The organism is Paenibacillus sp. FSL H3-0469 (assembly GCF_038051945.1).
Classification (GTDB): domain Bacteria; phylum Bacillota; class Bacilli; order Paenibacillales; family Paenibacillaceae; genus Paenibacillus_AQ.
Map to the genome: position 1 here is coordinate 7,561,525 of NZ_CP150302.1, position 23,884 is coordinate 7,585,408.

Sequence of the window (23,884 nt, forward strand, 5' to 3'; positions counted from 1 at the left end):
ACCAATTATGCAAAGGAGATGTATTATATTGAAGAACAGAATCAAGAAGGTTGTGGGCGGACTCGCCTTAGCGAGTGTCCTGCTCACCTCTGTGATGGCAGGCAATGCCAGTGCAGCCATTACCAATGGATCGAAGTTTCTGGGGAATATCATTGCAGGCAGTGCTCCAAGTAACTTCACCACCTATTGGAATCAGGTCACCCCTGAGAACGGTACCAAATGGGGCTCCATCGAAGGCAACCGCAACCAGATGAACTGGGGTAATGCGGACATGATCTATAACTATGCGATTAGCAAAAACATCCCGTTCAAGTTCCATACCCTCGTGTGGGGAAACCAGGAGCCTAACTGGGTCGCCGGCTTATCGGCAGCGGAGCAGAAGGCTGAGGTCAGCTCATGGATTACTCAGGCAGGCCAGCGTTATTCTGCAAAGACTGCTTTTGTGGATGTCGTCAATGAACCGCTGCATGCCAAGCCTTCTTACCGTAATGCCATCGGCGGCGACGGAAGCACCGGCTGGGATTGGGTCATCTGGTCCTTCCAGCAGGCCAGAGCCGCCTTCCCGAACGCCAAGCTGCACCTCAATGATTATGGCATTATCGGTGACCCCAGCGCAGCCGACAAGTACGTGAACATTATCAATATCCTGAAATCCAGAGGACTGATTGACGGAATCGGCATTCAGTGCCACTACTTCAATATGGATAATGTCAGTGTCTCCACTATGAATACCGTGCTCAATAAGCTTGCTGCTACAGGCCTGCCTATCTATGTCTCCGAGCTGGATATTACCGGTGATGACAACACCCAGCTTGCCAGATACCAACAGAAATTCCCTGTGCTCTGGAACCATCCTTCCGTTAAGGGCGTAACCCTGTGGGGCTACATCCAGAATCAGACCTGGGCAACCAATACCCATCTGGTGAATTCTAACGGCACAGAGCGCCCTGCCCTGAAATGGCTGAAGCAATACCTGGGCGGCTCGTCAGCCCTGATGGAAACCACTGACGCCCAGGATCTCACGATCACTGACAGTCTGATCCAGCCGGACAGTGTGGTTGAGCCAGACCCTCAACTGGATCTCCAGCCGGTGCTGGAACCCGTTCCGGCCGAATAAGCTGAAGCAGGCACGCTTTACTTAAGGGCTGCTCCCGTGGCGCAATGCGCCGGGAGTAGCCTTTTTTTGACTAGGATTGTATTGTATGTGAAAAATCGAACACCTTGGGCATGAGGGAGGCGTGTGAGCCAAATGAACACATTGTAAGTGCAGGCGGAGCGTAAGGAGCTAGTGATCTTCTTCTTGCGTTCGCTGACCAAAAGTGGCACACTGGTAACAGATATATTAAACGTGGCAAAGAATGCCCCGCTCCCTTCTCTTGTAGAAGGAGGCGGGGTTTTGTGCGTTTAGAGATTAATCTCATTGCAGACCGGGGGGATTAAAGTGGGATTTACAGAAGAACATGACCAGTGGTTAAGCAATCATTTGAAACGAAGAAAGGGGGAGCGGCTCGATGCACTTAAGCGGGGGCATAGCTACGGTAACCGCTTATTTGTTGAATGTGTATGGTGGCCACTTACCGGACATTTTCACGGACTCCATCCGGAATATGAAGTTAAGGACTGGCGCGGCAGATCCTATTTTGTTGATTTACTGTGGGAGGTTGGTTCCTCGCGTATTGCATTTGAGATTATGGATTACGGCTCGCATGGTACGGACCGGAGCAAATACCGTATGGATTTGAATCGCGGTCTCTTCCTGCAATCACAGGACTACATGGTTCTCTATATCTCGCTGGATGAGCTGAAGGAGAATCCGTCTTTTGTCCTTTCCACACTGAGGAACGTGCTGACTCCTTATTTGTTGGCAGGAACTGCTAATAGAAGCACAGAGAAATCCTATTCCAGAATTGAACGGGATTTGATGAGGTTAGCTATCCGTAACTATCGTGTCCTTCGTCCAGGTGATGCAGCGAGAGAGCTTGAGTTACATTACACGACAATTATTAAGTACAGCCGTATGCTGGTGGATAAGGGGAAATTCCGTCCTGTAGCTAGAGGGACATCTCCACGAGTTACATATTACGAGTACATTGGTACAATTCAAAGCCCAGATCTGGTCTAAAAAACAGCGTCACCGAATTTAATCGAAAAACCGATTACATTGCGCCGGACGGGGGTTGTGGAGGGAAATGTAATCGAAAAACCGATCACATTGCGCCGGATGGGTGGTGTGGGCGGAAATGTAATCGAAAAACCGATTACAATGGGCCGGATGGGTGGTGTGGACGGAAATGTAATCGAAAAACCGATTACAATGGGCCTGATGGGTGGTGTAGCCGGAAATGTAATCGAAAAACCGATTACATTTCGCCCGCCATCACTCACCGCACAGGCAGCTTGTCCCCGCACCTGCCAATCTCACCCCTCACTCCCATCCGCCGCAGGGAGGGACAGCTTACCCTCCCTATACACCTTCCTGTACTGTGACGGCGTGTAAGAAGTGACCTTCTTAAATATCTTCGAGAAGTACAGCGGGTCGTGGTAACCGACTGAGTAGGACAAGGACTTAACCGACAGCCGCGACTCTGCCAGCAGATCACAGGCACGCCGGATACGCACGGCGGTCAGGTAGCCGGAGATGGAGGTTCCTGTCTCTTTTTTGAACAGCCGGAACAGGTAGCTGCGCTCAATCGTCACATATTCCACCACATCCAGCACTGATAAGGAAGACTTCCAATAGTTACTCTCGATATAGGCCTTCGCTGACCCTACATAGTCCTTCTTGAGACTGGCCTGCCCGCTAGGATAATACTCCATGTAGTACGACAGCAGCAGATGAAGAGCCGCATCCGACCGCTCCCGTGCATACGGCTCCAGTTCGTACCCCTTGACCTGATCGAACATGGCCCTGAAATCCTGCGGGGCGGCCGACACAACGGGCTGCTCCGGTGAGATATGAATCATGGCAAGTAAGCGTAAGGCCTCTGCCCCGCTGAATTCAATCCAGCAATAGGCCCACGGGTCCTGCGGATCAGGATAGTAATACACCTCCGTCTGCGGAAAAATCATAAAGCTCTCCCCCGCCTCCACAGGGTGTACCACCTGGCCAGTCTTCAAGTAACCTCTGCCGCTTACGATATAATGCAGCGCATATACATCTCTGACGCCCGGTCCCCATCTGTGCAGATTAGGGGGCTTATACCCGTTCCCTTTTACCATTGGACCCTCGTTGAGTCCGTATTCCATAGAGTTCATAGTTGGCACCTGTACCCTTTAAAATGATAATACTACTATTATAAGCTGAATATCAGCCACTGGCTCTATGCCCAGTCGTCACTATAGTGAATATTTGGATTTCCTGCACAATACCCCAACAGGCTGGCAGAATTAACTGGATTTTATAGGCGTTTATGCAACTATATAGATTGAACTTGAAAACTCAAGTTAAAGGAAAAGGGGCGGAGGGGAATTTTGGAACTGTAGGAGCGGTAGCGTCCGCCTGAAAGCTTTCCGCAGGAAAGCTATCTACGGAAGCATATGCTTGGTTTGGATTTCTACCGCGAGGAGCGGTTTCAATCAGGAAATCCCAATACAACAGCGGCCGGAAGTCCAAAACTTCTCTGGAGTCGCGGCTAATCCCAAAACATAAAAATAATTAGTTCAATTTATATAATAATGTAGATGGAGCCAGTTAAGTATGTCTTAGCCGTATTCAAAAATGACAACGCTTTCTTAAGAATGTGAGCTTACGGCGCCCCTTCCCTGGAAGGTAAACTAAAGGTACGAGGGAGGAGCGCATATGGAATTGGAAACACAGCCAAAAAGTCCCGGAACCGGCGGCGGCCGGCGGTCGTTTTTATGGAAGCGGTTTAAAAAACAGAAAGTACTGCATTTGTTCGTCGGGCTAGGCATGATCTATCTGCTGATCTTCGCGTACACTCCGATGTTCGGCATCCTAATGGCGTTCAAGGATTACAGCATCTCCGGCGGCATCAAAGGAATCTTCACCAGCGATTGGGTCGGGCTGAGGTATTTCGATGAATTCATCCATGACTATCAATTCGGCAAGCTGGTCCGCAATACGCTGGTCCTCAGTCTGCTGAAGGTCATCTTCGCCTTTCCGGCGCCGATCCTGCTGGCGATCATGCTGAACGAAGTGAAGCACATGGCCTTCAAGCGGTTTGTGCAGACGATCAGCTATCTGCCGCATTTTATCTCCTGGGTGGTCGTGGTGGGCGTATCCTATGCCTTCCTGTCTGCCGATGTCGGTGTGGTCAATAAGGCGCTGATGGCGATGGGCTTCACGGATGAGCCGCTGGCCTTTCTGACCAGTCCGAATTATTTTTGGGGACTGGCGGTAGGGAGTGCGGTGTGGAAGGAGATGGGCTGGTGGACGATTATTTTTCTGGCGGCGATATCCGGGATCAGCCCCTCGCTCTATGAGGCCGCAGAGATTGACGGAGCCGGAAGGCTGGCGCGTATCCGTTATATCACCCTGCCGGGGATGAAGGGAACCATCGTGGTTGTCCTGGTACTGACCATCGGGAGCATTCTCGGCGGCGGACTGGTTGGTTCAAACTTCGAGCAGGCCTACCTGCTCGGCAACAGTATTAATAATCCAACCTCAGAGATTGTCCAGACCTACGCATTCAGGGTGGGGTTAAGCGACGGGCGGTTCTCCTATGCAGCAGCGATCGATTTAATTCAATCGGTGATATCTGTAGCGCTGATTTTCTCCAGTAACTATATCGCTAAGCGGGTATCGGGCTCCAGTCTGTTTTAGAGAGAGGAGGGAAGGCTATGCTGAAGAGTCAGCGGCAGAAGGATTTTGTTTTTGACAGCGTGATCTATGTGGTATTGTTCATTATTATGCTCACGATGCTGTACCCGTTCTATTACGTGTTAATAGCTTCATTTAATAAAGGCTCAGACTCGCTGCTGGGCGGGGTGTATCTGTGGCCCCGGAACTTTACCCTGGAGAATTACCGGGTGTTCATGGATGATCCCAAGTGGGTGAAGGCTTTCCTGGTCTCCGTACTGCGGACGGTGTCCGGCACCTTGCTCGGACTGCTGCTCACCAGTATCGTCGCTTACGGTCTATCCCATCGTGATCTGTTATTCAGCAAGGTTTATTTCACAGTGATCGTATTCGCCATGTACTTCTCCGGCGGACTGATCCCTTATTATGTAGTCTTGCGTTCACTAGGCTTGTTAAATTCCTTTGCGGTGTACATCATCCCGTCCATGCTCAGCACGTTCTTCCTGCTCATTGCGATCTCATTCTTCCGTGAAATTCCCGCTGAGCTAAAAGAATCTGCGCATATAGACGGGGCCGGTGAGCTTACGATATTCTTCCGCATCATCCTGCCGGTCTCAACGCCGGTGCTGGCGACTATGGCCTTGTTCATGGGGGTCGGGCAATGGAATTCCTGGCTGGATTCGGCTTATTTCGTCCAGTCCGAGGAGCTGCGTACGCTGGCCTTCCGCATGATGGAGGTCATCAACAAGAGCAACTCTCCGATGGATTCGCTGGCGGTAGCCAACAGTGCCTCGGCGGGGGTGACCAGCTTTTCGTTACAGGTGACCTCAATGGTCGTTTCCATTGTTCCCATTATCTGTGTGTACCCGTTCCTGCAGAAGTATTTCGTTTCTGGAATCATGCTGGGTTCGGTAAAAGGCTAGGCCAGTGCTTCGGTGTTCAAATGTTCCATCGCTCATACAGCCCATTAATTCAATCATGGAGGGATTAGCTTGAACAAAAGCAGAAGCTTCAAGATCGTCGCAGCCGCACTCTCAATGGCCGTAGTGTTATCCGCCTGCGGCGGTAACGGGGGAAATACCGCCCAGCCCGCCCCGTCCGGCAGCCCGGACGCCGCAGCAGGCGGGAATGCACCTGCCAAGCCCGGACAGGTGAAGGAGTTAAGCCTGTTCATTGATGCGTCGTGGTACCCGGTTACGGAATGGAAGGGCCCGGTCGCCGACATGATTACCGAGAAGACAGGGGTGAAGCTGAAGGTTACGGTTGCCACCGATGACAAACAGCTTCCGCTGATGATTGCCTCCGGTGACCTGCCGGACCTGGTGTTCACCTCTTCCAATGTAGACCGGTTATCCGACTCGAAGCTGTCGTATTCCTGGAATGAACTGATTGAGAAATATGCGCCGGATTTCAAGATTGACAAGACCCGGATTGCCATCCATACCATGGATGACGGCAATTTCTATACCGTGCGGAATTCCTTTGCGACCCAGGAGGAGATGAAGAATAGTAAATATTCGTTAGGCAGCGACGGCAACCCTGGCATCGCGGTACGGGAGGATATTCTGAAGGAGCTGGGGAATCCGCCGATTAAGACCCTGGATGATTTCGTCAAGGTGCTGGGCATGGTCAAGGAGAAATATCCCGAGATGGTCCCGCTGATTATGGACAAGGACTGGATCGAGCAGTATTTCCTGGCCCAATTCGGTACGGAGACCCTGCTCGACGGCTGGTATGAACAGGACGGCAAGGTGGAATATGCGATCAGGCAGCCCAAGATGCTGGACTTCTTCAAGTTCATGAATAGCCTGTACCGCAACGGCTATATCCTGGCTGAGAATTTCGCACTGGCCAATGACCAGATTGATGATCAATATGCTACGGGCGGCAAAGCCTTCGCCCATAGCCACACCGTATCCACCGCAGATACCGATAACATCAAGATCAAGAGCAATCAGGGGAATTTCTCCTTCAAGATGCTGCCAAGCGTATTGTCGAAGGATGCCAAGGTAGTCAGCTCAGGACTCGGCTTCTCCGGAACCTTTATCACCAAGAAGAATAAGGACCCGGAGGCCTCCATCAAATTCATCCAGTATCTGGCCAGCGACGAGGGCAAGAAGCTGACGATGTTCGGGGTAGAGGGCGTGCACTGGACCTGGAATGAAGAAGGCCACCCCGATTTCAAATACAATCCGTCCGATGCCGATTTCGTGAACAGCAACGGTATTAAGTGGTGGTATCTCTATAATGATGGAGTTACTGAAGGCATGCTGTCCTATGTTCCTGAGCTGCAGAAAACTCAGGCGCTGATGGATCTGAAGTCGATCCGCATCTACAAGCCGGAGATCGGCCTGATCCAGACTCAGCCGGATTCACAGGAGAAGACCATTAAGACCAAGATCGATGAGATGGTCAAGAATGAGAAGGTCAAAATCTATCTGGCTGAATCGGAGGAAGCCGCAGTAGCAGCCTATGAGAATATGCTGAAGAACGCAGAGAACATTGGCTTGCAGAAGCTCACCGACTGGGCGAATGCAACCTATCAGAAGAAAAAAGAATTGTTCAAGTAAGCGAATTCCTGCCGGTAGAGATCAGTCTCTACCGGGTTTTACATGTTCATGGTAGGATTATAGAACACAAGTCAGGCACCGGAGGGACAGACTGCCGTGAGCATTGTACGCAAAATGATAGCAGGGTATATCCTTCTGATTTTTATTCCGGTAGTTGCGTTTGGTTACTATTATTATAGTAAGATCTATGACAGTGTAAGCGGCCAGTTTGTGGAGAGCCGTCAGAAGATTCTGGAGCAGGCTTATGCCAACATGAAGGCGGACCTGGCCCGGATTGATTCCACGCAGCGGATGCTGCAATACAATCCGTATGTCACAGATTATCTGGACGGCAGCTATGAGACGGACGCAGAGAGTGTATATGCCTACAACCGTTATATTAATCCGGTGATTATGCAATCGCTTAATATCAGTCCTGAGATTGAGGGCATCAGAATCTATCTGACCAAGCAGGGCGTGCTGCCCATTACTGACCGGCTGCTCGAACTATCGGCGCTGGATGAACAGGGTGCCGAGGCTACCCGTATGCTGCGGCCGGGACAGGGCAAATGGATACTCCCCGACTCCAAGGTGGAAGCTCCCCCGCTGGTATTCTATCAGAATATATATAACAATGATTTTACCGAGATTGTGGGACTGCTGGAGCTGCGGGTCGGCAGTGAGCTGATCCGCAAGTTCTACCGGGCGACAGGCGGAGGGGATTGGACCGCGCTGCTGCTGCCGGCGGAGGGCAAGCCGCTGGAGCGGGAAGGCATTCCCGCAGCGGTGGACGATGCCACCTGGAGAAGACTGGCCTCGGGAGAAGCGCAGACCTATTTCATCAACCGGGAGGTCATTGTTAATCAGTTATATATGAAGGAACTGGGCGTACGTGTCGCCGTAATCGGCAAGGTATCCGAAGTGTTCCGCTCGATCCGGAGCCAGGAGCTGGTGATGATTACGACTTTCGCGGTGCTGCTTGCGTTATTGTCGTTTGCCTATTACACACTGGCTTCAACGATTACGAAGCGCGTTCTCCGTCTTGCCAGACATATGCGCAATCTGAATGATGACAACCTGAAGCAGTCGGTCAGCAAGGAGGATAAGCCGGGGCGAAGGGATGAGATCAGCTTCCTGACCGAGACCTATAATTCGATGCTCCTGCGCATGGATGAGCTGATCAACAATGTCCACCGGGCCGAGCTGCGCAATAAGGAAGCCGCTTACAAGGTGCTTCAGGCCCAGATCAAGCCGCATTTTCTCTATAATACGCTGGAGACCATCCGCATGCTGGCCGAATCGAACAACGACAAGGAAGTGGCCGAGATCTCTTACTGGTTCGGCAAGCTGATGCGCTACAGCCTGTCTGCCCAGGACGATCATACCGTTCTTTCCCAAGAACTTGAGACCGTAGTCTTCTACCTCAATATTCACAAAATGCGGCTGCAAAAAAGACTCACCTATGAGGTCGATATCGCTGTGGCTGCCGAGACCCTGATCTGTCCAAGATTCATCCTCCAGCCGCTGGTGGAGAATAGTATTATTCACGGAGCTGCCGTGACGCTGCGGCCGGTCCATATCCTGATACAGGCGAAGGAAACGGCGGATGAGATCCGAATCAGCGTGTCGGACAGCGGTATTGGCATTCCTGAGGAACAGGTACGGCTTATTCGCGCCCGGTTATCCCGCGGGGAAGAGGTGAAGGCTCAGGATGAGACGGAGGGAGGCGTAGGGCTGTATAATGTGAGCGAACGGATTAAATCATTTTATGGCGGGACCTCACGGCTGGTTCTTGAGAGTGAGGAGGGCAAGGGGACCTGCCTGACCATCATCCTATCGAAAGGGGCGGCAGAGCAAGCATGAGAATTCTGATCGTAGACGATGAGCCGATTATCCTTGGAGGGCTGGTGAAGGTGATTGGCGGAGCCGCGCCGGTCGGAGCTGAGATCCGCGAGGCCGGCGACGCCTTCGAGGCGCTTCAGATGATGAAGGAATATATGCCGGATGTGACAGTAACCGATCTGCATATGCCGGAGAAGAACGGGTTCGAGATGATGGAGGAGGCGAAGGAGAACGGTTTATGTGAGCGCTTCATTATTCTTACCGGACATGATGACTTCGAATATGCCCGCCGGGCACTCCGCTACGGGGTAGTGGACTACCTGCTGAAGCCGGTGGATAAGGAGGAGGTAGCCCGGCTGCTGAGTCAGGTGAACCGGAATCTTCCCTCCCTGGACAGCACGGACTGTCCGCCTCATGCCAAGCGGATTCTTGCCTATACCCGGCTGAATTATATGAATGACCTGTCCCTGGATCATCTGGCTGAGCTGATGCATCTTCATCCGAATTACATCAGCAGCCTGTTCAAGAAGGTCACCGGCGATACGTTCGTCAATTACCTGAATACCACCCGGATCAAGGAAGCGCAGAAGCTGCTGAGCCTCCACCGGGATCTGCCGGTAGTCGAGATCGGACGCCGGGTCGGGTATGAGAACAAGCATTACTTCAACAAGGTGTTCAAAAAATACACCGGCAGCACCCCGGGGGCTTACCGTGACAATCACTGAAGCTTGCGTGCGGCCGGAGGGCGGGCGCAAGGATGGGGCATGCTGTACCTACACGCCCCTCTTGGCCTTCATGCACTTGAGCTTGTAGGTACGCCCGTAGGCTTTGCCGTATCTTACGATCCGGTCCAGCATCCGGGTATCCTTCAGCTTGGTGAACGGGCAGGGATCGGGGGCGGTGTTCACCTCCAGAATCCACGGGATCAGCCGCCGGTCCAGAGCCAAGTCGACGCCGATCTCCTTAAGGCCGGGATAGACAGAGCTTAACTGGATGGCGCATTTCACGCCAAGCCTGTGCATTTGGGCAAGCAGAGGCTTGCGCTTCCCGGAACGGGTGTAAGCCTTCAGCAGCGTCTCCACCGGATAGATGGTTCCGCCTTGGCTGCCATTCGTAACCACCTTGTGCGGATGTGCCACGCGTCCCGCCGCTCCTGTAGCCTCCCACTCTCCCTGAGGATTACGCTGCACCATCACGCGGATATCAAAAGGCCGTCCGCCGTAAGTCAGCAGCCGGATGCCCTTTTGCACCAGATAGGCCCGGCCCCGGGTCTCCGTCAGGAGGGCCTCATATGCCTCGTTATAATTACTGAATGTGCTTATCCTTGTCCCTGCCTGATAACGGTAGGACCGCGTGGTCCCCGAATCAGCTTCGTTTCCGCCAGCGCCGCTACCACTCCGCAGTATCCGCTGTTCAACCCTTATGACCCCTTCGCCTAACGAACCGCAGCAGGGCTTAATATAGACCATCTGATGGTTTTGCAGCATCGCCTGGAGTACTCTCTGGTTTAATTGCCGGGTCTCCGGGATATGCCGCTTTAATTCAGCCTTCTTCGCCAGTACCCTTGTCTTCGTTAATTTATTGGATATCCGGCTGATTTGCTCCTTCATGCTACTCCTCCGTTCATAGACTCTAATAGGCTATAGTACGGTACAGAGCCGGATTTGGCTTGGGCGGATGCCCCGGGGCCGAACACACAGGCAGATGAATACATAGATTATTGAAGGTATTTATCCGGGAGGCTGCGTTCAGGCAACCGGTGCGGGAGGCGTCGAATGGAATGAGGGAGCAGTGGCGGGATCAAGTAAACGAAGTAATCAGGTACTTCCCCTGGTACAAGGATCTTATGGGCAATGAGCACGAGAATTACAGTCTGGAGTATCTTCCCCTGATGACTTCGGATCTGCTGGACACTCATTATTATAATAATGAACCCGATCCTTCTCTTGCCGTCTACCGGACCTCGGGCACCAGTACAGGACGGCGTAAGGCAATCGTCTATTCGGAAGAGGATGAACAGCATTATATCGATATCAAAACCAGGCTGTTCGGGGAATTGCTTCGGGGAAGCGGATGTGCCAGGGCGCTGGCGGATATGGGAACCGGACATGCTGCGGATACGGCACTGGCTATTTTTGCACGGCTGGGACTGGTGAACAGCTCCATTCCCTTCGAGTTGCCGGTAGAACAGCATATTGAGCGTATTCAGGCTTTCCAGCCCGACCTGCTCTACACAATGCCCTCTATCCTGGATCACATCGTACATGCAGCAGAAGACCCCCTGGCGTTTGGAATCCGCAAAATCATTCTGGTCGGCGAGATCGCTACACAGGAGTGGCAGCAGAATATGGCCCGCCTGTTCGGCCTGAAGCCGGAGGATATTACCGATACGTACGGCTCAATTGAAATCGGCACGATTGCTTATTATTCGCATGAGCTGGGCCGGTATCTGCTGGCTGAAGGCATCGTTGCCGAAACCGTAGGAACGGAGATCGTAGGAGAAGGACTCGACCCGCTGGGTAACGGTGAAGGAATTCTCGTGCTGACCTCAACTGTGCGTAAGCTGCTGCCAGCCCTCCGGTTTGTCACCTATGATGTGGTGAGGGATTTCAGGACTGTGGAGGTAGACGGGGTGGAGCGGCAGAGCTTCCAGTCCATCGTCAAGCGGGTGGGCCGCGAACTGAAGCATGGGGAGAAAATCAGCATCTACGATATTGAACAGGTGGTCTACCGTCACCTTCAGCAGGCCAGGGTCCGGGTCGGGGTCAGCCATAATGCATTATCCGTGTATATCCAGAGCAGGTCAGCAGATCCTACCTGCGTTCCGGTCATCAGGGAAGAGATCAGGTCATGCATCCCGGAGATTGGTCTGATGATCGCCAATCACCTGCTTGACGATATTGAGGTCATTCTGACGGCAGAGGACGGGGAGCTTGCGGGCGGGCAGGTGAAGAATAAGAAGCTGTATTACCGGAAAGATCAAATGAAGCGGCAGGCAGTGGAGCAGAGGGCTGAGCCGCAGCTTAACAGCGGGATATTATCGGCTATCGGGCATACACCACTTCTCAAGCTGGACCATCTGTTTCCCGAAAGCGGGTTCAGCGTATATGCCAAAATGGAGCTAATGAACCCCGGAGGAAGCGCTAAAGACCGTCCAGCACTGTGGATGATCCGGGAGGCCTGGAAGGAAGGGCTTATCGGGCCTGGGACCGTAATCATTGAATCCAGCTCCGGGAATATGGCCATCAGCCTGGCCATGATATGCAAGCAGCTCGGGATGACCTTCATCAGTGTGGTGGATGCCAGAACTACCGGGATGAATATTCAGATGCTGAAGGCGCTGGGTGCGGACATTGATTTCATTGACCGCCCGGATCCTGAAACCGGGGAATTCCTGCCGGCCCGGCTGAAGCGTGTGCAGCAGCTGCTCGCGGAGATACCGGGCAGCTATTGGCCGAATCAGTACGCTAGTCCCAATAACTATCTATCCCATTATGATACGACCATGCCGGAGATCGTGACGGAGCTGGGGCAGGTCGATTATCTGTTCTGTAGTGTCAGTACCTGCGGAACGATAAACGGGCTGGCAGAATACGTGAAGGACAAGGGACTGCGGACCCGGATTGTGGCGGTGGATGCAGAGGGTAGTGTTATTTTTGGCGGCCATCCGAAGAAGCGGCTCTTCCCTGGACTGGGTGCCGGTATTGTGCCGCCGCTGCGCAGACTGGAGCTGATCGACCGGATTGTGCATGTGACTGACGCTGATATGGTGAAGGGCTGCCGGGCGCTGGCCCGCAGGGAATCCATTCTGGCCGGAGCCTCCTCCGGGGCAGTGCTTGCCGCTATTCGGCAACTTAAGGAGGAGATCCCTCCCGGCGCAGTCTGCACCGCCATCCTGCATGATAAGGGGGAACGGTATCTCGATACGGTCTACTCGGACACCTGGGTTCAGAGCCAATTCGGAGCGGAGCTGCTGTCAGACACGGAAGAGTTCCTGGTGTGATCACAGGTGGGAACTTTTACGGGCAGCCAAACAAACCTTACCTGAGCTTGGCTTGATCGGCTAGGAGCCGTCGGGTCAAGCTCATAGTCGGAGGGGGGCGGCATTCTTTGGCGGCCTGTACGAGCGGATTCAGATATAGTCATCACCTGGGAAGAAGGCCTATGGTATGATGGACGTAATCGTAATAACAGAACTGCCCGTGATTTTACACCCCATTAACATGCTTCATATGTTCGCGTGATATAACTGAAACAATCGGTTATAAGAGGAGAAGATGAGATGAAGCTAAGCAAAGAGGAGAGATCGTGGATTCTGTACGACTGCGGGAATTCCGCTTATTCGATGGCCGTGACTACGGCGCTGCTGCCGATTATCTTCGGGATGTTCAATAATGTGGGCAGCAGCATGGATCTGGGGTACTTCAATTCGATCGCCAGTATTCTGGTCGCGGTCCTCAGCCCGATTCTCGGTACGATTGCCGATTATAAGGACCGGAAGAAGCGGTTCTTTATTTTTTTCGCTGCGCTCGGTATCCTTGCCACCGCATCCCTGGCCTTCGTGTCCCCGGAGAGCGGGCAATGGCAGCTGCTTATTGCCTTTTACATTCTGTCAGCGGTCGGCTTCGCCGGGTCTAATATCTTCTACGATTCCTTCCTGGTGGATATTACGGAGGATGAACGGATGGACAAGGTGTCTACCCGAGGGTTTGCCTACGGCTACATCTTCAGTTGTATTCCGTTCGGCATCAGTCTGCTGCTGATCTTCCTGCTGGGAATGGACAAGGCCATCGGCTACCAGATCGGGTTCATCATTACGGCGCTCTGGTGGGGACTGCTGACGGTGCCGATGATCCGGGATGTGAAGCAGAGATATTATATCGAGCCTGAGCCGAAGCCTGTGGCCCGGAGCTTCCAGCGTATCGCTGTCACCTTCAGGAATATCCGCCAGCACCGGATAGTGTTTGTGTTCCTGCTTGCTTACTTCTTCTATATTGACGGAGTGGATACGATTATCAAAATGGTTGTGCCCTACGCCACCTCGGTCCTCGGCACAGATGCCCTGGACACCTTCACGCTGCTGGGAATTCTGCTCATCATCCAGATTATTGCCTTTCCCTGCGCGATTCTCTATGGCAATCTGGCCAAAACCTACTCCGCCCGGAATCTGATTATTGCCGGAATCTTCACCTACGTTATTTCTTGTATCGCAGCGTTCTTCATTAGCTCGGTGTGGCATATCTTCCTGCTAGGTGCGCTGATCGGCTCGGCACAGGGCGGTATTCAGGCGCTTAGCCGGTCCTATTTCGCTAAAATCATCCCGAAGGAGAATTCCAACGAATTCTTCGGGTTCTATAATATTTTCGGCAAGTTCGCGGCGATTCTCGGCCCTGCCTTAATGTCACTGACCACTACCTTGACCGGGGATGCCCGCTATAGTATTTTATCGATCATTCCGCTCTTTCTGATCGGCTGCTTCATCTTCATCACATTGCCAAAGGGGACATAGTATGGAATCTGCCGGATTGCAACCGCAACCACTCTCTGCAGCCAAGCATCTGATCGTCATTTCCTATGATGCCTTCTCTGAAGACCACTGGGAGATGGCCAGCCGCCTGCCCAATCTGTCGAAGCTAATCACCGGCGGTGCCTACAGCAACCGTCTCAGAAGTGTCTATCCCACGCTCACTTACGTGGTGCACACTACCATCGCTACCGGCGTCTACCCGGATAAGCATGGTATTCATCACAACAATCCGCTGCAGCCGTTCGTGCCGGAGGAGGAGCAGCGCTGGTTCTGGTTCCGCGAGGCGGTACAGGTACCAACGATCTATGATGCAGCACATAAGGCGGGGCTGAGTACGGCGGGACTACTGTGGCCGGTAAGCGGCAAGTCCTCGATCCAGTATAATATTCCAGAGATCCGGGCGCTAAAAGGGGAGAATCAGGCGCTCAAGATACTGCGAAGCGGCAGTCCCCTGTACTGCGCCCGGCTGGAGCTGAAATACGGACGGATCAGGCAGGGCATCGCCCAGCCGCAGCTTGATAACTTCACCACGAAGTGCGCCGCCGATACAATTAAGCGTCATAAGCCGAACCTGCTCATGATGCATCTGATTGACCTGGATGACACCAAGCATATGTACGGCACGGACTGCGGGGAAGTAGACGATGTCATCCTGCGGATGGACAACCGGCTGGGTGAGATCATGCAGGCGGTAGAGGATGCCGGAATCCGGGAGCAGACGGTGATTATGGTGCTTGGTGACCATGGTCAGTTCAACGTGCGCTACAAGCTGCATTTGAACAATCTTTTGCAGGCTAAAGGGCTGATCTATGACAAGGACGGCGTGATGCACTGGCGGGCTTACTTCCAGAGCGGCGGCGGTTCAGCTTATCTGCATGTACAGCCCGGAGATGAGGAGGCGCAGCGGCTGGCCTTGGCGGCGGTGGATGAATACAGGCGAGATGGAGCACCGGGAATTGAGAGTGTATATACGGAAGAGACGCTGAAGAAGCTCCATGCCAGTCCAGTGGCAAAAGTCATGCTAGAAGCACAGCGGAGCTACAGCTTCGATGAGGCGTTGACAGACACGCTGGTCACCGATCTGCAGGCCGAGGGCATTCGCTATGCTACGCACGGCTACTCGCCGGATGCAAGCGGATACCGCTGCAATCTCGTCATCGCAGGCGCAGGGATCAAGCAGAGCTACCCCATCGGCGATCTGGAGATGGTTGACATCGCCCCGACGATGGGACGGATTCTGGGGCTGGGGTTCGGGCCGGGGGACGGGCGGGTGCTGGAGGAGATTTTTGAAGAATAGAGCAACTTCAATCGGTCTGATCAGGATGTCCGCGCACGCGGCAGCCGGGTCGGGCTTTTTTTATCGTTGGTTGTATCGGCAAATAGGATGATAGCTTGCTCATGCGGTGTTGCGGGGTGGGGTGCGTGTACTCGTAGGCCAAACGTATGCGGAAAAGCAAATACAATCTGCTGGTGCTTAGTAGAGTAGCGTTAGCCTTAGGAAACAGGTGGATTTCCTCCACTTGCTGATGAACGAATGAGCGCTTCCCGGACAACAGTTGTATAAACAACACTTAATTTCAGCCTTTCCAGCCGCAGAAGCCCAAACAAACTATTTCGGTTGTATTATTTCCACTTATTACCTTGTATTTGCCTAAAGCGGGCTTATTAAGATACGTTTTTCCACCTATTTGCCGCTAAGAGGGGGGCGCCGCCCCTGAACATTAATCAACGGCACGACTGTAATTAAAATTTAAATTACCGTTGACAATTTGCCTATGATCAAATATATTATCCATAAGAATAAAAGTTTCCTTAGGGAAACAATTGTGTTTATGAGAAACAATATACACAATAGATTCATTAAATTGCTATATAGATTGAACTTGAAAATATATGTAAAGGGAAAAGTGGCGGTGGGGAATTTTGGAACTGGAGGAGCGGTAGCTTCCGCCTGAAAGCTTTCCGTAGGAAAGCTCGCATCGTAAGCACCCGCAGTCACCGGATTTCTACCGCGTACAGCGGTTCGAATCAAGAAATCTGGGGACAACAGCGGCCGGAAGTCCAAAACTTCTCTGGAGTCACGGCCAATCCCAAACCTAAAAATCATTAGTTCAATTTATATAGATAGTCCAAACAAGAGACGGGGTGCAGACATGATTCAGATTAAAGGCTTGAACGTTGATTATTTCGGCAATTCAGCGCTGGAAGGAGTGACGCTCGATATCCCCTTCGGGCATTCGGTGGGCATTATCGGGCCCAATGGCGCCGGGAAGTCCACGTTCATTAAGGCACTGCTGGATGTGATCAAGAAGAGAAGCGGAACGGTGAAGGCGGAGGGCAAGGACATTGCCCTGTACAGACGGAATATCGCCTACGTGCCGCAGAAGAACGATATTGACCTGACTTTTCCCATTACAGTTAAGGATACAGTGCTGACCGGAACTTATCCGAACCTGAAGCTGTTCCGGCGTCCGGGTAAGAAGGAGCGGACTATTGCGGAGCGCAGCATGGCGATGGTGGAGATCGGTGACCTTGCGGATAAGCAGATCAGCAATTTGTCCGGCGGGCAGCTGCAGCGGGTGTTTATCGCCCGGGCGCTGGCCCAGGAGGCCAGTGTGTTTTTCCTGGATGAGCCGTTTGTCGGCATTGATATGGTTAGTGAGCGTATCATTGTGGACCTGTTCAAACAGCTCCGCGAGGAAGGCAAGACCATTCTGACAGTGCACCATGATCTGCATGAGGTCGAAGAATATTTTGACCTGATCATTCTGCTCAACAAGCAGCTTATCGCCTTCGGAGATGTGCAGGACACCTTCACCACAGAGAATATCCGCAGAGCCTACGGTACATCTTTGGGCAATGTAATGATCCAGGGAGCAGGAGGTGCCGCTCATGATTGAGTCCTTATCCAGTCTGCTGAATATTCCGGTATACGCGCTGAACGCCGGGTTATCTGCGATTATTCTCGGGATTGTCTCGGGGGCGCTGGGCAGCTTCATCGTTCTGCGCAAAATGTCGCTGATGGGCGATGCCTTATCTCACGCGGTGCTTCCGGGCGTCGCCCTGTCTTATATTCTGGGCATCAACATCCTGCTGGGCGCTTCGTTGTTCGGCCTGTTAGCCGCTATTCTCATTCAATTCATCACCAGCCGCAGCAATATCAAGAGCGATACCTCCATCGGCATCATTCTCAGCTCCTTCTTTGCACTCGGTATTGTCCTGATTACATTTGCCCGCAGCGGGCTGGATCTCACTCATATTCTGTTCGGCAACATTCTGGCCGTCCCGCAGTCCGAGCTGCTGCAATCCTTCATCATCATGCTGGCGGTGCTTGCCATTATTACTCTGCTGTATAAAGAACTGCTGATCAGCTCGTTCGACCCGGTGGTAGCGAAGGCTTACGGGCTGAAGACCGGCTTCTATCATTATCTGCTGATGATGCTGCTCTCCGTAGTGACCGTCTCCTCCTTGTCCCAGGTTGGCATTGTGCTGGTCATCGCCATGCTGGTCATCCCGGCAGCCACCTCGTATCTGTGGTCCAATTCCTTGCTGCATATGATCGTATTAGCCTCCGCAGTAGGGGCAGCCTCAGGGATCATCGGCGTATACGTGAGCTTCCGCTATAATCTGCCGACAAGTGCAACAATCGTGCTGGTAGGCGTCACCCTGTTCAGCATTTCATTCATCATATCGCCCAAGAATAATTTTCTGCGGAAAGGACTGAAGCAAGCATGAGACGTACAAACCGGATTCATATCGTCAAAATCATAACCGTATCCCTGCTCCTTCTGCTGCTCGCAGCTTGTTCTGACAGCAGTACCAGCAAGGAGGAGGCGGAAGGTGACGGGAAGCTGCAGATTGTAGCCACCTATTCCATCCTTGCAGACATGACCCGGAATATTACCGGAGATAAGGCGGAGGTCTACAGTATGGTACCTATCGGCACAGACCCGCATATGTATGATCCGCTGCCCGCAGATACAGGCAAGGTTTCCAGCGCGGACCTTATTTTCTATAATGGCTTGAATCTGGAGACCGGCAAAGGCTGGTTCCAGGATCTGCTCAAGGTGACGAAAAAGGAAGCGGCCGCATTTGCCGTCTCCGAAAAGGTCACGCCGATGTACCTGACCGAGAAGGGGAAGGAGTCCCAGGTTGACCCTCATGCCTGGCTGGATATACTGAACGCGGTCAAGTATGTGGAGGTCATCACTGAGCGAGTGATTGAACAGGACCCGGACAACAAGCAGTATTATCTGGATAACCAGACCGCGTACGTGAAGGAGCTGACGGAGCTGGATCAGTATGCCAAGGAAGCTGTGAGCAAGGTCCCGCAGGAGAAGCGCGTCCTGGTCACCAGTGAAGGGGCCTTCAAATACTTTTCCCGGGCCTATGGCTTCGAGTCCGCCTTCATTTGGGAGATCAACACCGACAGCCAGGGAACACCGGAGCAGATGAACCGGATCATCGGCATGATCAAGGAGAAGCAGATTCCGGCGTTATTCCTGGAGACGAGTGTCAATCCCAAGACGATGGAGACGATATCCCGCGAGACCGGGGTGCCGGTCCATTCCAGGATTTTCACAGATTCTCTGGCTAAGGAAGGGGAAGACGGAGACACCTACCTGAAGATGACCAAGTGGAATATCGATAAGGTCGTTGAGGGCTTGTCCCGTTAGACTTCAACAAATAACCCGCCAGCGTGGATGGATTGCTTATCCAGTCTTGGCGGGTTATTTCCGTTATTGTTCATTATTCAAGCGTTAACAATGCCTAACACAAATCCGTCATAGCCCTTGCTGCCCACTGTCTGCAGGGCCGTAGCATCTATGCGCGGCTCTTCCGCGAGCAGATCCATGAACCGGCGGATGCCCTGCACCCGGTCATCTGCACTGTCCGGATTAATCACCTCGCCGTCGCGCACTACATTATCGGCCACAATGACCGCGCCCGGCCGGGCCAGCTTCAGCGCCCACTTCAGGTAATGCGGATTGTTCGGCTTGTCGGCATCAATGAAGATGAAGTCGAACGGCTCCGTTCCCCGGGCTTCCAGCAGCGCCAGCGAATCCAGCGCCGGACCTTCAATGATCTCTGTCTTGTCTGCCAGCCCCGCCATTCTCAGATTATCCTCAGCGACAACGACATGCTTGTGCTCGAATTCCAGCGAGACCAGCCGTCCGTGCTCCGGCAACGCCCGCGCCAGCCAGATGGTGCTGTATCCGCTCAGGGTGCCGATTTCGAGAATGTTGGCGGCCCCCTTCATCTTGGCGAGCAGGTGCAGCAGCTTCCCCTGGTTGGGAGCGACAGCGATATCCGGCAGACCAGCCCCGGCTTGGGCATCCAGTACGGCGTTCAGCACCAGGTCTTCGTCCAGCAGATTGTTATTGAAATAGTCATCGACCTTACTCCATTTGCTCTGTTCGTTCATGTGAATCCCTCCGTTAGTTGTTTTTTTAGTTGTATTGGATCTGCTTTAAATATAAGGTAAAATCATTCATAATACTAATATATGTTTGTACAATTAACATACATTTAGATTATGAATGGAGAATGCTTATGAACCTTCATGCTCTGAGGTTATTCTATTATGTTGCTGAGACGGGCAGTGTTACGAAGGCGTCAGCCTTGCTTAATATCAGCCAGCCGGCGGTGACCAGCCAGATCAAAAAGTTCGAGAAGGAGCTGGGGCTGACGCTGTTCAACCCCAGCGGCCGGGGGATTTCGCTGACGCCCTTCGGTACAGAGCTGGCGAAGCAAGCAGGCAATCTGTTCACCTATGAGAAGCGGATGGAGGAGTTCATAGAGGATTACCGTCAGGGCAGGAAGGGGAAGCTGCGCATTGCCGCCACCTACCTTCCGGCTAATTTCCTGGTGCCGGGTTGGGCGGCCCGGTTCAAGGCCGGGCATCCGGGGGTGGAGATTGAGATCACAACGACGAATTCGCAGCAGGCCTTTGAGCAATTGCAGAGACGTGATGCGGACGTCGCCTTCTATGGGGGCGGGGCCAAGGAGAAGCCGGAGGATGTGGACTGGCTGGAGCTTTTGGAGGATGAGCTGTGGTTCGTAGTGGCCCCTTCCCATCCCTTCGCAGGCCGTACGGTATCGCTGCCGGAGATGATGCAGGAGCCGTTCGTGATGCGTGAGGAGGGCAGCTCCACCCGGGCGCGGCTGGTCTCGTTATGCACGGCCTATGGCCTGAAGCCGCCGCGTGTGACTCTGCAGTTCAGCGGGCTGGGTGAAGTGATCCGTTCAGTGATGGCGGGCTATGGGGCCAACTTCATCTCCTCGCTGGCTGTGCGGGACTATGTGGAATGGAAGCAATTGTCCCGTGTTCATGTGGAGGGCATTCAGCTAAGCAATAACATTGCCGTCTGCACACGTAAGAACGAGACCCTGCCTCTTGCGCTTCAGCAGTTCATAGATATCTGCCGTCAGGAATAAACAATAATAATATATTCTATTTCAATTAAAAAATATTGATTAACGATAAATTATATGCTAAATTGAACTCACATTAATAAGTGAGGTGTTTCTTGATGAATCGTAAGCCGGGATCAACGGCGTTTCTGAAGGCGGTCATTATTGTATTTGCGCTGGCGGCGCTGGCCTTGTGCATCTTTGCCGTACCGGCCATCGCGGAGTTTGCCTTGGAGCTGTATCCGGGCCAGAATTACATCCAGGTGCTGGTAATGATCGATCTTTACGGGGCGGCGCTGCCGTTCTTTATAGCACTGTTCCAGGCCTACAGGCTGTTAGGCTTCATTGACCGTAATGAGGCTTTCTCGGAGAATTCGGTACGGGTGCTGAAGCATATCAAGCATGCGGCAGTGTCGATCAGCGGAATGTTCACTTTAGGATTACCGCTGTTCTATCTGCTGGCGGAGCGGGATGATGCCCCGGGCATTATTGTGATCGGGCTGATCCTGATTTTTGCTTCAATGGTCATTGCCGTATTCGCGGCCGTACTTCAGAAGCTCCTGAATGAGGCAATAGCATTGAAATCTGAGAATGATCTGACAGTCTGAGGTGATGACTATGGCGATTATAGTGAATATTGATGTGATGCTGGCGAAACGGAAGATGAGTGTGACTGAGCTTACAGAGCGCGTGGGCATCACTATGGCGAACCTGTCGATCCTTAAGAACGGCAAGGCCAAAGCGATCCGCTTCTCAACGCTGTCCGCCATTTGCAAGGCGCTTGATTGCCAGCCGGGGGATCTGCTGGAATACATACCGGACAACGGTGAACCGGAGGAGCCGGGAACGGGAGGCGGGCCGGAGTGAATCCCATAACACGGCTGCTGCATTTCGGGTATCATCAGGCGATGAGCTGTATTTTTCCTGTGGCGATCTTCGGGACGCTCATTCTTACGGAGACGTTCCGGCTGCCGTTCATCCACCGCTATGATCTGATTCTGCTGATCCTGCTTACTGTGCAGTACCTGATGTACCGGAGCGGGCTGGAGACGCTGGATGAGATTAAGGTGATCGGTGTGTTTCATGTGATTGGTCTGGTGCTGGAGCTCTATAAAATCCAAATGGGCTCCTGGGCGTACCCGGAGCCCGGCTATACGAAGCTGTTCGGCGTTCCGCTGTACAGCGGGTTCATGTACGCCAGCGTGGCCAGCTTCATGTGCCAGATCTGGCGCAGGCTGCAGATGGAGTTGACCGGCTGGCCGGGTCTGGCTTCGGCGGGGCTGCTGGGCGGCGCGATCTATCTGAACTTCTTCACCCACCACTTCATTCCCGATCTCCGCTGGTGGCTGACAGCACTGGTCGTGGTCGTATTCTGGCGGACCTGGATCATTTACCAGGTGCTGGGCAAGACGTACCGGATGCCGCTTGTACTGGCTTTTGCCATTGTCGGCTTCTTCATCTGGCTGGCTGAGAATATCGCCACCTTCCTCGGGGCGTGGCAGTACCCGGACCAGCACGAGCGGTGGCAACTGGTAGGCTTTGGCAAGATCAGCTCCTGGTTCCTGCTTGTGATTATCAGCGTGATCATTGTCGCTCAGCTTAAGCATGTCAAGGCCGGGAGGACCGGGACCAGATAGCCAGCCCGTCCAGCGGGTAACGGAAGGACGAACCGCTTCCGCCTGGAGCTGCCGGGACGAGCGTACACTCTTCCCCTTCGGCATGGAGCGCGAAGAGCTGCTCGATGTGATAGATTCCGGGCTCCGGGGCAGATTCATATAGCCTTAGCGCAACCCCGGCAGCGGTGACGGCGGTTATGGCCGCTTCGTGGACACCTGCAATTCCGTATTCTACCTTAGCAGGCTTGCCATTCAATGACCCGTAGGCGTCTATCTTGACGGCGTAGCCTTCCGAGCCGAAGCTGATGCGGCTGAGTGCCTTGACCGCGAGATTGCGGACCGTCCGGTTACGAAGCAGGCGGGTCAAGCCGGAGCGCCTCAGCAGGGCTGCGGCGGAGGTGGCGCTGCGGGAATCGAAGCAGAGCCGGGTGGAGACCGAAGGGACATTCAGGGTCAGCGGCAGGGTCACCTGATCCGAGAAAGGAAAGCGGTAGGTCCGGTGCTGCCGCAAGTCAAAGCCGAAATCAGCAGCTTTGGCTTCTGTGAAGCTGGAGACGGAACGCGGTCTGCCGTGTTCGGTGATGGTGAAATCCGCCGCGAGGTTGTCCACCGTCCACTCCAGCGCCGCCTGCCCGTGGCTGTCGCCCAGCCCCAGCATGATGGAGATATCAATTGACTCCGTATGCGCAAGCTCCCGGGCGGCCTGCGCGGTAAGCAGATTCGTTAAGCCGGGAGCGAGGCCGACACTGAGCAGGGCAGAGGCCTGGAAGCCATGCTTGACCGGGTCCAGTTGCTGTAACTTAGTCAGGAATTCTCCGTTTGCTGAGACATCTACGTAATGGGTTCCGCTCTGCAGGCAGGCTGCGGCCAGCCGGGTGTCCGCTTGGTCGAGACACATGATGACCAGCCTTGTCTTGTCCAGCAGCTGAGGGTTCATAGGCTGATCCGCTGCCAGCCGGAGCGGCTTCACATGCCCGCCGGTGCTGCGGGAGAACTCTTCGGCACGCTGCAGATTTCTTCCTGCCGCATAGACCTTGCCGGGGTACTTCTCTCCAAGAATACGACTAATCTGTGATCCCACGTGACCGTAACCGCCAATGACTATAATATCTGTTTTCATGATAGAATCCCGTCCTTTATAATATTACGCAGTATCTGCGGTATAATTAGATTAAAA

21 protein-coding genes are annotated in these 23,884 nt (G+C 53.2%); 17 read left to right on the forward strand and 4 right to left on the reverse strand.

Annotated elements, in window-relative coordinates; all coding sequences use genetic code 11:
* The first annotated feature begins 25 nt into the window (after nt 1–25).
* Together NSS83_RS32640 and NSS83_RS32645 are read left to right on the forward strand one after the other, a co-directional pair.
* Nucleotides 26–1,117 carry an endo-1,4-beta-xylanase gene (locus NSS83_RS32640; RefSeq protein ID WP_341186831.1) on the forward strand — a complete coding sequence of 364 codons (1,092 nt, stop codon included), beginning with the start codon at nt 26–28 and terminating at the stop codon, nt 1,115–1,117.
* 324 nt (nt 1,118–1,441) lie between these two features.
* Nucleotides 1,442–2,122: a hypothetical protein gene (locus NSS83_RS32645; protein ID WP_341347356.1), complete on the forward strand. Its 681-nt coding sequence runs from the start codon at nt 1,442–1,444 to the stop codon at nt 2,120–2,122.
* A 296-nt stretch (nt 2,123–2,418) separates the two neighbouring features.
* On the opposite strand, the gene NSS83_RS32650 is transcribed toward NSS83_RS32645, so the two are convergent.
* On the reverse strand, nt 2,419–3,255 hold the full coding sequence (locus NSS83_RS32650) for an AraC family transcriptional regulator (RefSeq protein ID WP_341347357.1): 837 nt from the start codon (nt 3,253–3,255) through the stop codon (nt 2,419–2,421).
* Nucleotides 3,256–3,799: 544 nt separating this feature from the next.
* On the opposite strand from NSS83_RS32650, the gene NSS83_RS32655 reads away from it, so the two are divergent.
* The 5 genes from NSS83_RS32655 to NSS83_RS32675 all read left to right on the forward strand — a co-directional run bounded on the left by NSS83_RS32655 (nt 3,800) and on the right by NSS83_RS32675 (nt 9,875).
* Nucleotides 3,800–4,783, forward strand: coding sequence for an ABC transporter permease subunit (locus NSS83_RS32655; protein ID WP_341186518.1), 984 nt, complete (start codon nt 3,800–3,802; stop codon nt 4,781–4,783).
* A gap of 17 nt (nt 4,784–4,800) precedes the next feature.
* Complete coding sequence (locus tag NSS83_RS32660; protein WP_036695198.1) at nt 4,801–5,682, forward strand: carbohydrate ABC transporter permease; 882 nt, start codon at nt 4,801–4,803, stop codon at nt 5,680–5,682.
* A gap of 69 nt (nt 5,683–5,751) precedes the next feature.
* Nucleotides 5,752–7,329, forward strand: coding sequence for an extracellular solute-binding protein (locus NSS83_RS32665; protein WP_341186517.1), 1,578 nt, complete (start codon nt 5,752–5,754; stop codon nt 7,327–7,329).
* A 96-nt stretch (nt 7,330–7,425) separates the two neighbouring features.
* A complete protein-coding gene (locus tag NSS83_RS32670) occupies nt 7,426–9,171 on the forward strand; it encodes a sensor histidine kinase (protein WP_341186516.1) in 1,746 nt (581 codons plus the stop codon).
* Nucleotides 9,168–9,875 carry a response regulator gene (locus tag NSS83_RS32675; protein WP_341347358.1) on the forward strand — a complete coding sequence of 236 codons (708 nt, stop codon included), beginning with the start codon at nt 9,168–9,170 and terminating at the stop codon, nt 9,873–9,875. Before NSS83_RS32670 ends, NSS83_RS32675 begins: the two co-directional genes overlap by 4 nt.
* Nucleotides 9,876–9,923: 48 nt before the next feature.
* Here the strand turns inward: NSS83_RS32675 and NSS83_RS32680 are convergent, their stop codons facing one another.
* Nucleotides 9,924–10,760, reverse strand: a complete 837-nt coding sequence (locus NSS83_RS32680) for a YheC/YheD family protein (RefSeq protein ID WP_341347359.1) — start codon at nt 10,758–10,760, stop codon at nt 9,924–9,926.
* A 170-nt stretch (nt 10,761–10,930) separates the two neighbouring features.
* Between NSS83_RS32680 and sbnA the strand changes: the two genes are divergently transcribed.
* The 6 genes from sbnA (at nt 10,931) to NSS83_RS32710 (ending at nt 19,353) form a co-directional block, all read left to right on the forward strand.
* Nucleotides 10,931–13,153 carry a 2,3-diaminopropionate biosynthesis protein SbnA gene (sbnA, locus tag NSS83_RS32685; RefSeq protein ID WP_341347360.1) on the forward strand — a complete coding sequence of 741 codons (2,223 nt, stop codon included), beginning with the start codon at nt 10,931–10,933 and terminating at the stop codon, nt 13,151–13,153.
* Nucleotides 13,154–13,432: 279 nt separating this feature from the next.
* Nucleotides 13,433–14,659, forward strand: a complete 1,227-nt coding sequence (locus NSS83_RS32690; RefSeq protein WP_341347361.1) for an MFS transporter — start codon at nt 13,433–13,435, stop codon at nt 14,657–14,659.
* A gap of 16 nt (nt 14,660–14,675) precedes the next feature.
* Entirely contained in the window at nt 14,676–15,974 is a 1,299-nt protein-coding gene (locus tag NSS83_RS32695; protein ID WP_341186511.1) for an ectonucleotide pyrophosphatase/phosphodiesterase, read from the forward strand.
* Between the two features lie 859 nt (nt 15,975–16,833).
* Complete coding sequence (locus NSS83_RS32700; protein ID WP_341348797.1) at nt 16,834–17,577, forward strand: metal ABC transporter ATP-binding protein; 744 nt, start codon at nt 16,834–16,836, stop codon at nt 17,575–17,577.
* Nucleotides 17,570–18,412, forward strand: a complete 843-nt coding sequence (locus tag NSS83_RS32705) for a metal ABC transporter permease (protein WP_341186510.1) — start codon at nt 17,570–17,572, stop codon at nt 18,410–18,412. The genes NSS83_RS32700 and NSS83_RS32705 overlap by 8 nt, the downstream gene beginning before the upstream one ends.
* Nucleotides 18,413–18,432: 20 nt before the next feature.
* Nucleotides 18,433–19,353: a metal ABC transporter substrate-binding protein gene (locus tag NSS83_RS32710; RefSeq protein ID WP_341348798.1), complete on the forward strand. Its 921-nt coding sequence runs from the start codon at nt 18,433–18,435 to the stop codon at nt 19,351–19,353.
* A gap of 77 nt (nt 19,354–19,430) precedes the next feature.
* On the opposite strand, the gene NSS83_RS32715 is transcribed toward NSS83_RS32710, so the two are convergent.
* Nucleotides 19,431–20,102, reverse strand: coding sequence for an O-methyltransferase (locus tag NSS83_RS32715; protein WP_341186508.1), 672 nt, complete (start codon nt 20,100–20,102; stop codon nt 19,431–19,433).
* A gap of 128 nt (nt 20,103–20,230) precedes the next feature.
* Here NSS83_RS32715 and NSS83_RS32720 point away from each other — a divergent pair, with 128 nt between their 5' ends.
* The 4 genes from NSS83_RS32720 to NSS83_RS32735 all read left to right on the forward strand — a co-directional run bounded on the left by NSS83_RS32720 (nt 20,231) and on the right by NSS83_RS32735 (nt 22,728).
* On the forward strand, nt 20,231–21,115 hold the full coding sequence (locus tag NSS83_RS32720) for a LysR family transcriptional regulator (protein WP_341186507.1): 885 nt from the start codon (nt 20,231–20,233) through the stop codon (nt 21,113–21,115).
* 95 nt (nt 21,116–21,210) lie between these two features.
* On the forward strand, nt 21,211–21,699 hold the full coding sequence (locus NSS83_RS32725) for a DUF2975 domain-containing protein (protein WP_341186506.1): 489 nt from the start codon (nt 21,211–21,213) through the stop codon (nt 21,697–21,699).
* A gap of 10 nt (nt 21,700–21,709) precedes the next feature.
* On the forward strand, nt 21,710–21,958 hold the full coding sequence (locus NSS83_RS32730; RefSeq protein WP_341186505.1) for a helix-turn-helix transcriptional regulator: 249 nt from the start codon (nt 21,710–21,712) through the stop codon (nt 21,956–21,958).
* Nucleotides 21,955–22,728 carry a DUF817 domain-containing protein gene (locus NSS83_RS32735; RefSeq protein ID WP_341186504.1) on the forward strand — a complete coding sequence of 258 codons (774 nt, stop codon included), beginning with the start codon at nt 21,955–21,957 and terminating at the stop codon, nt 22,726–22,728. Before NSS83_RS32730 ends, NSS83_RS32735 begins: the two co-directional genes overlap by 4 nt.
* Here NSS83_RS32735 and NSS83_RS32740 read toward each other — a convergent pair.
* Nucleotides 22,700–23,827, reverse strand: coding sequence for a saccharopine dehydrogenase NADP-binding domain-containing protein (locus tag NSS83_RS32740; protein WP_341186503.1), 1,128 nt, complete (start codon nt 23,825–23,827; stop codon nt 22,700–22,702). The genes NSS83_RS32735 and NSS83_RS32740 overlap by 29 nt on opposite strands.
* Nucleotides 23,828–23,884 lie beyond the last annotated feature (57 nt).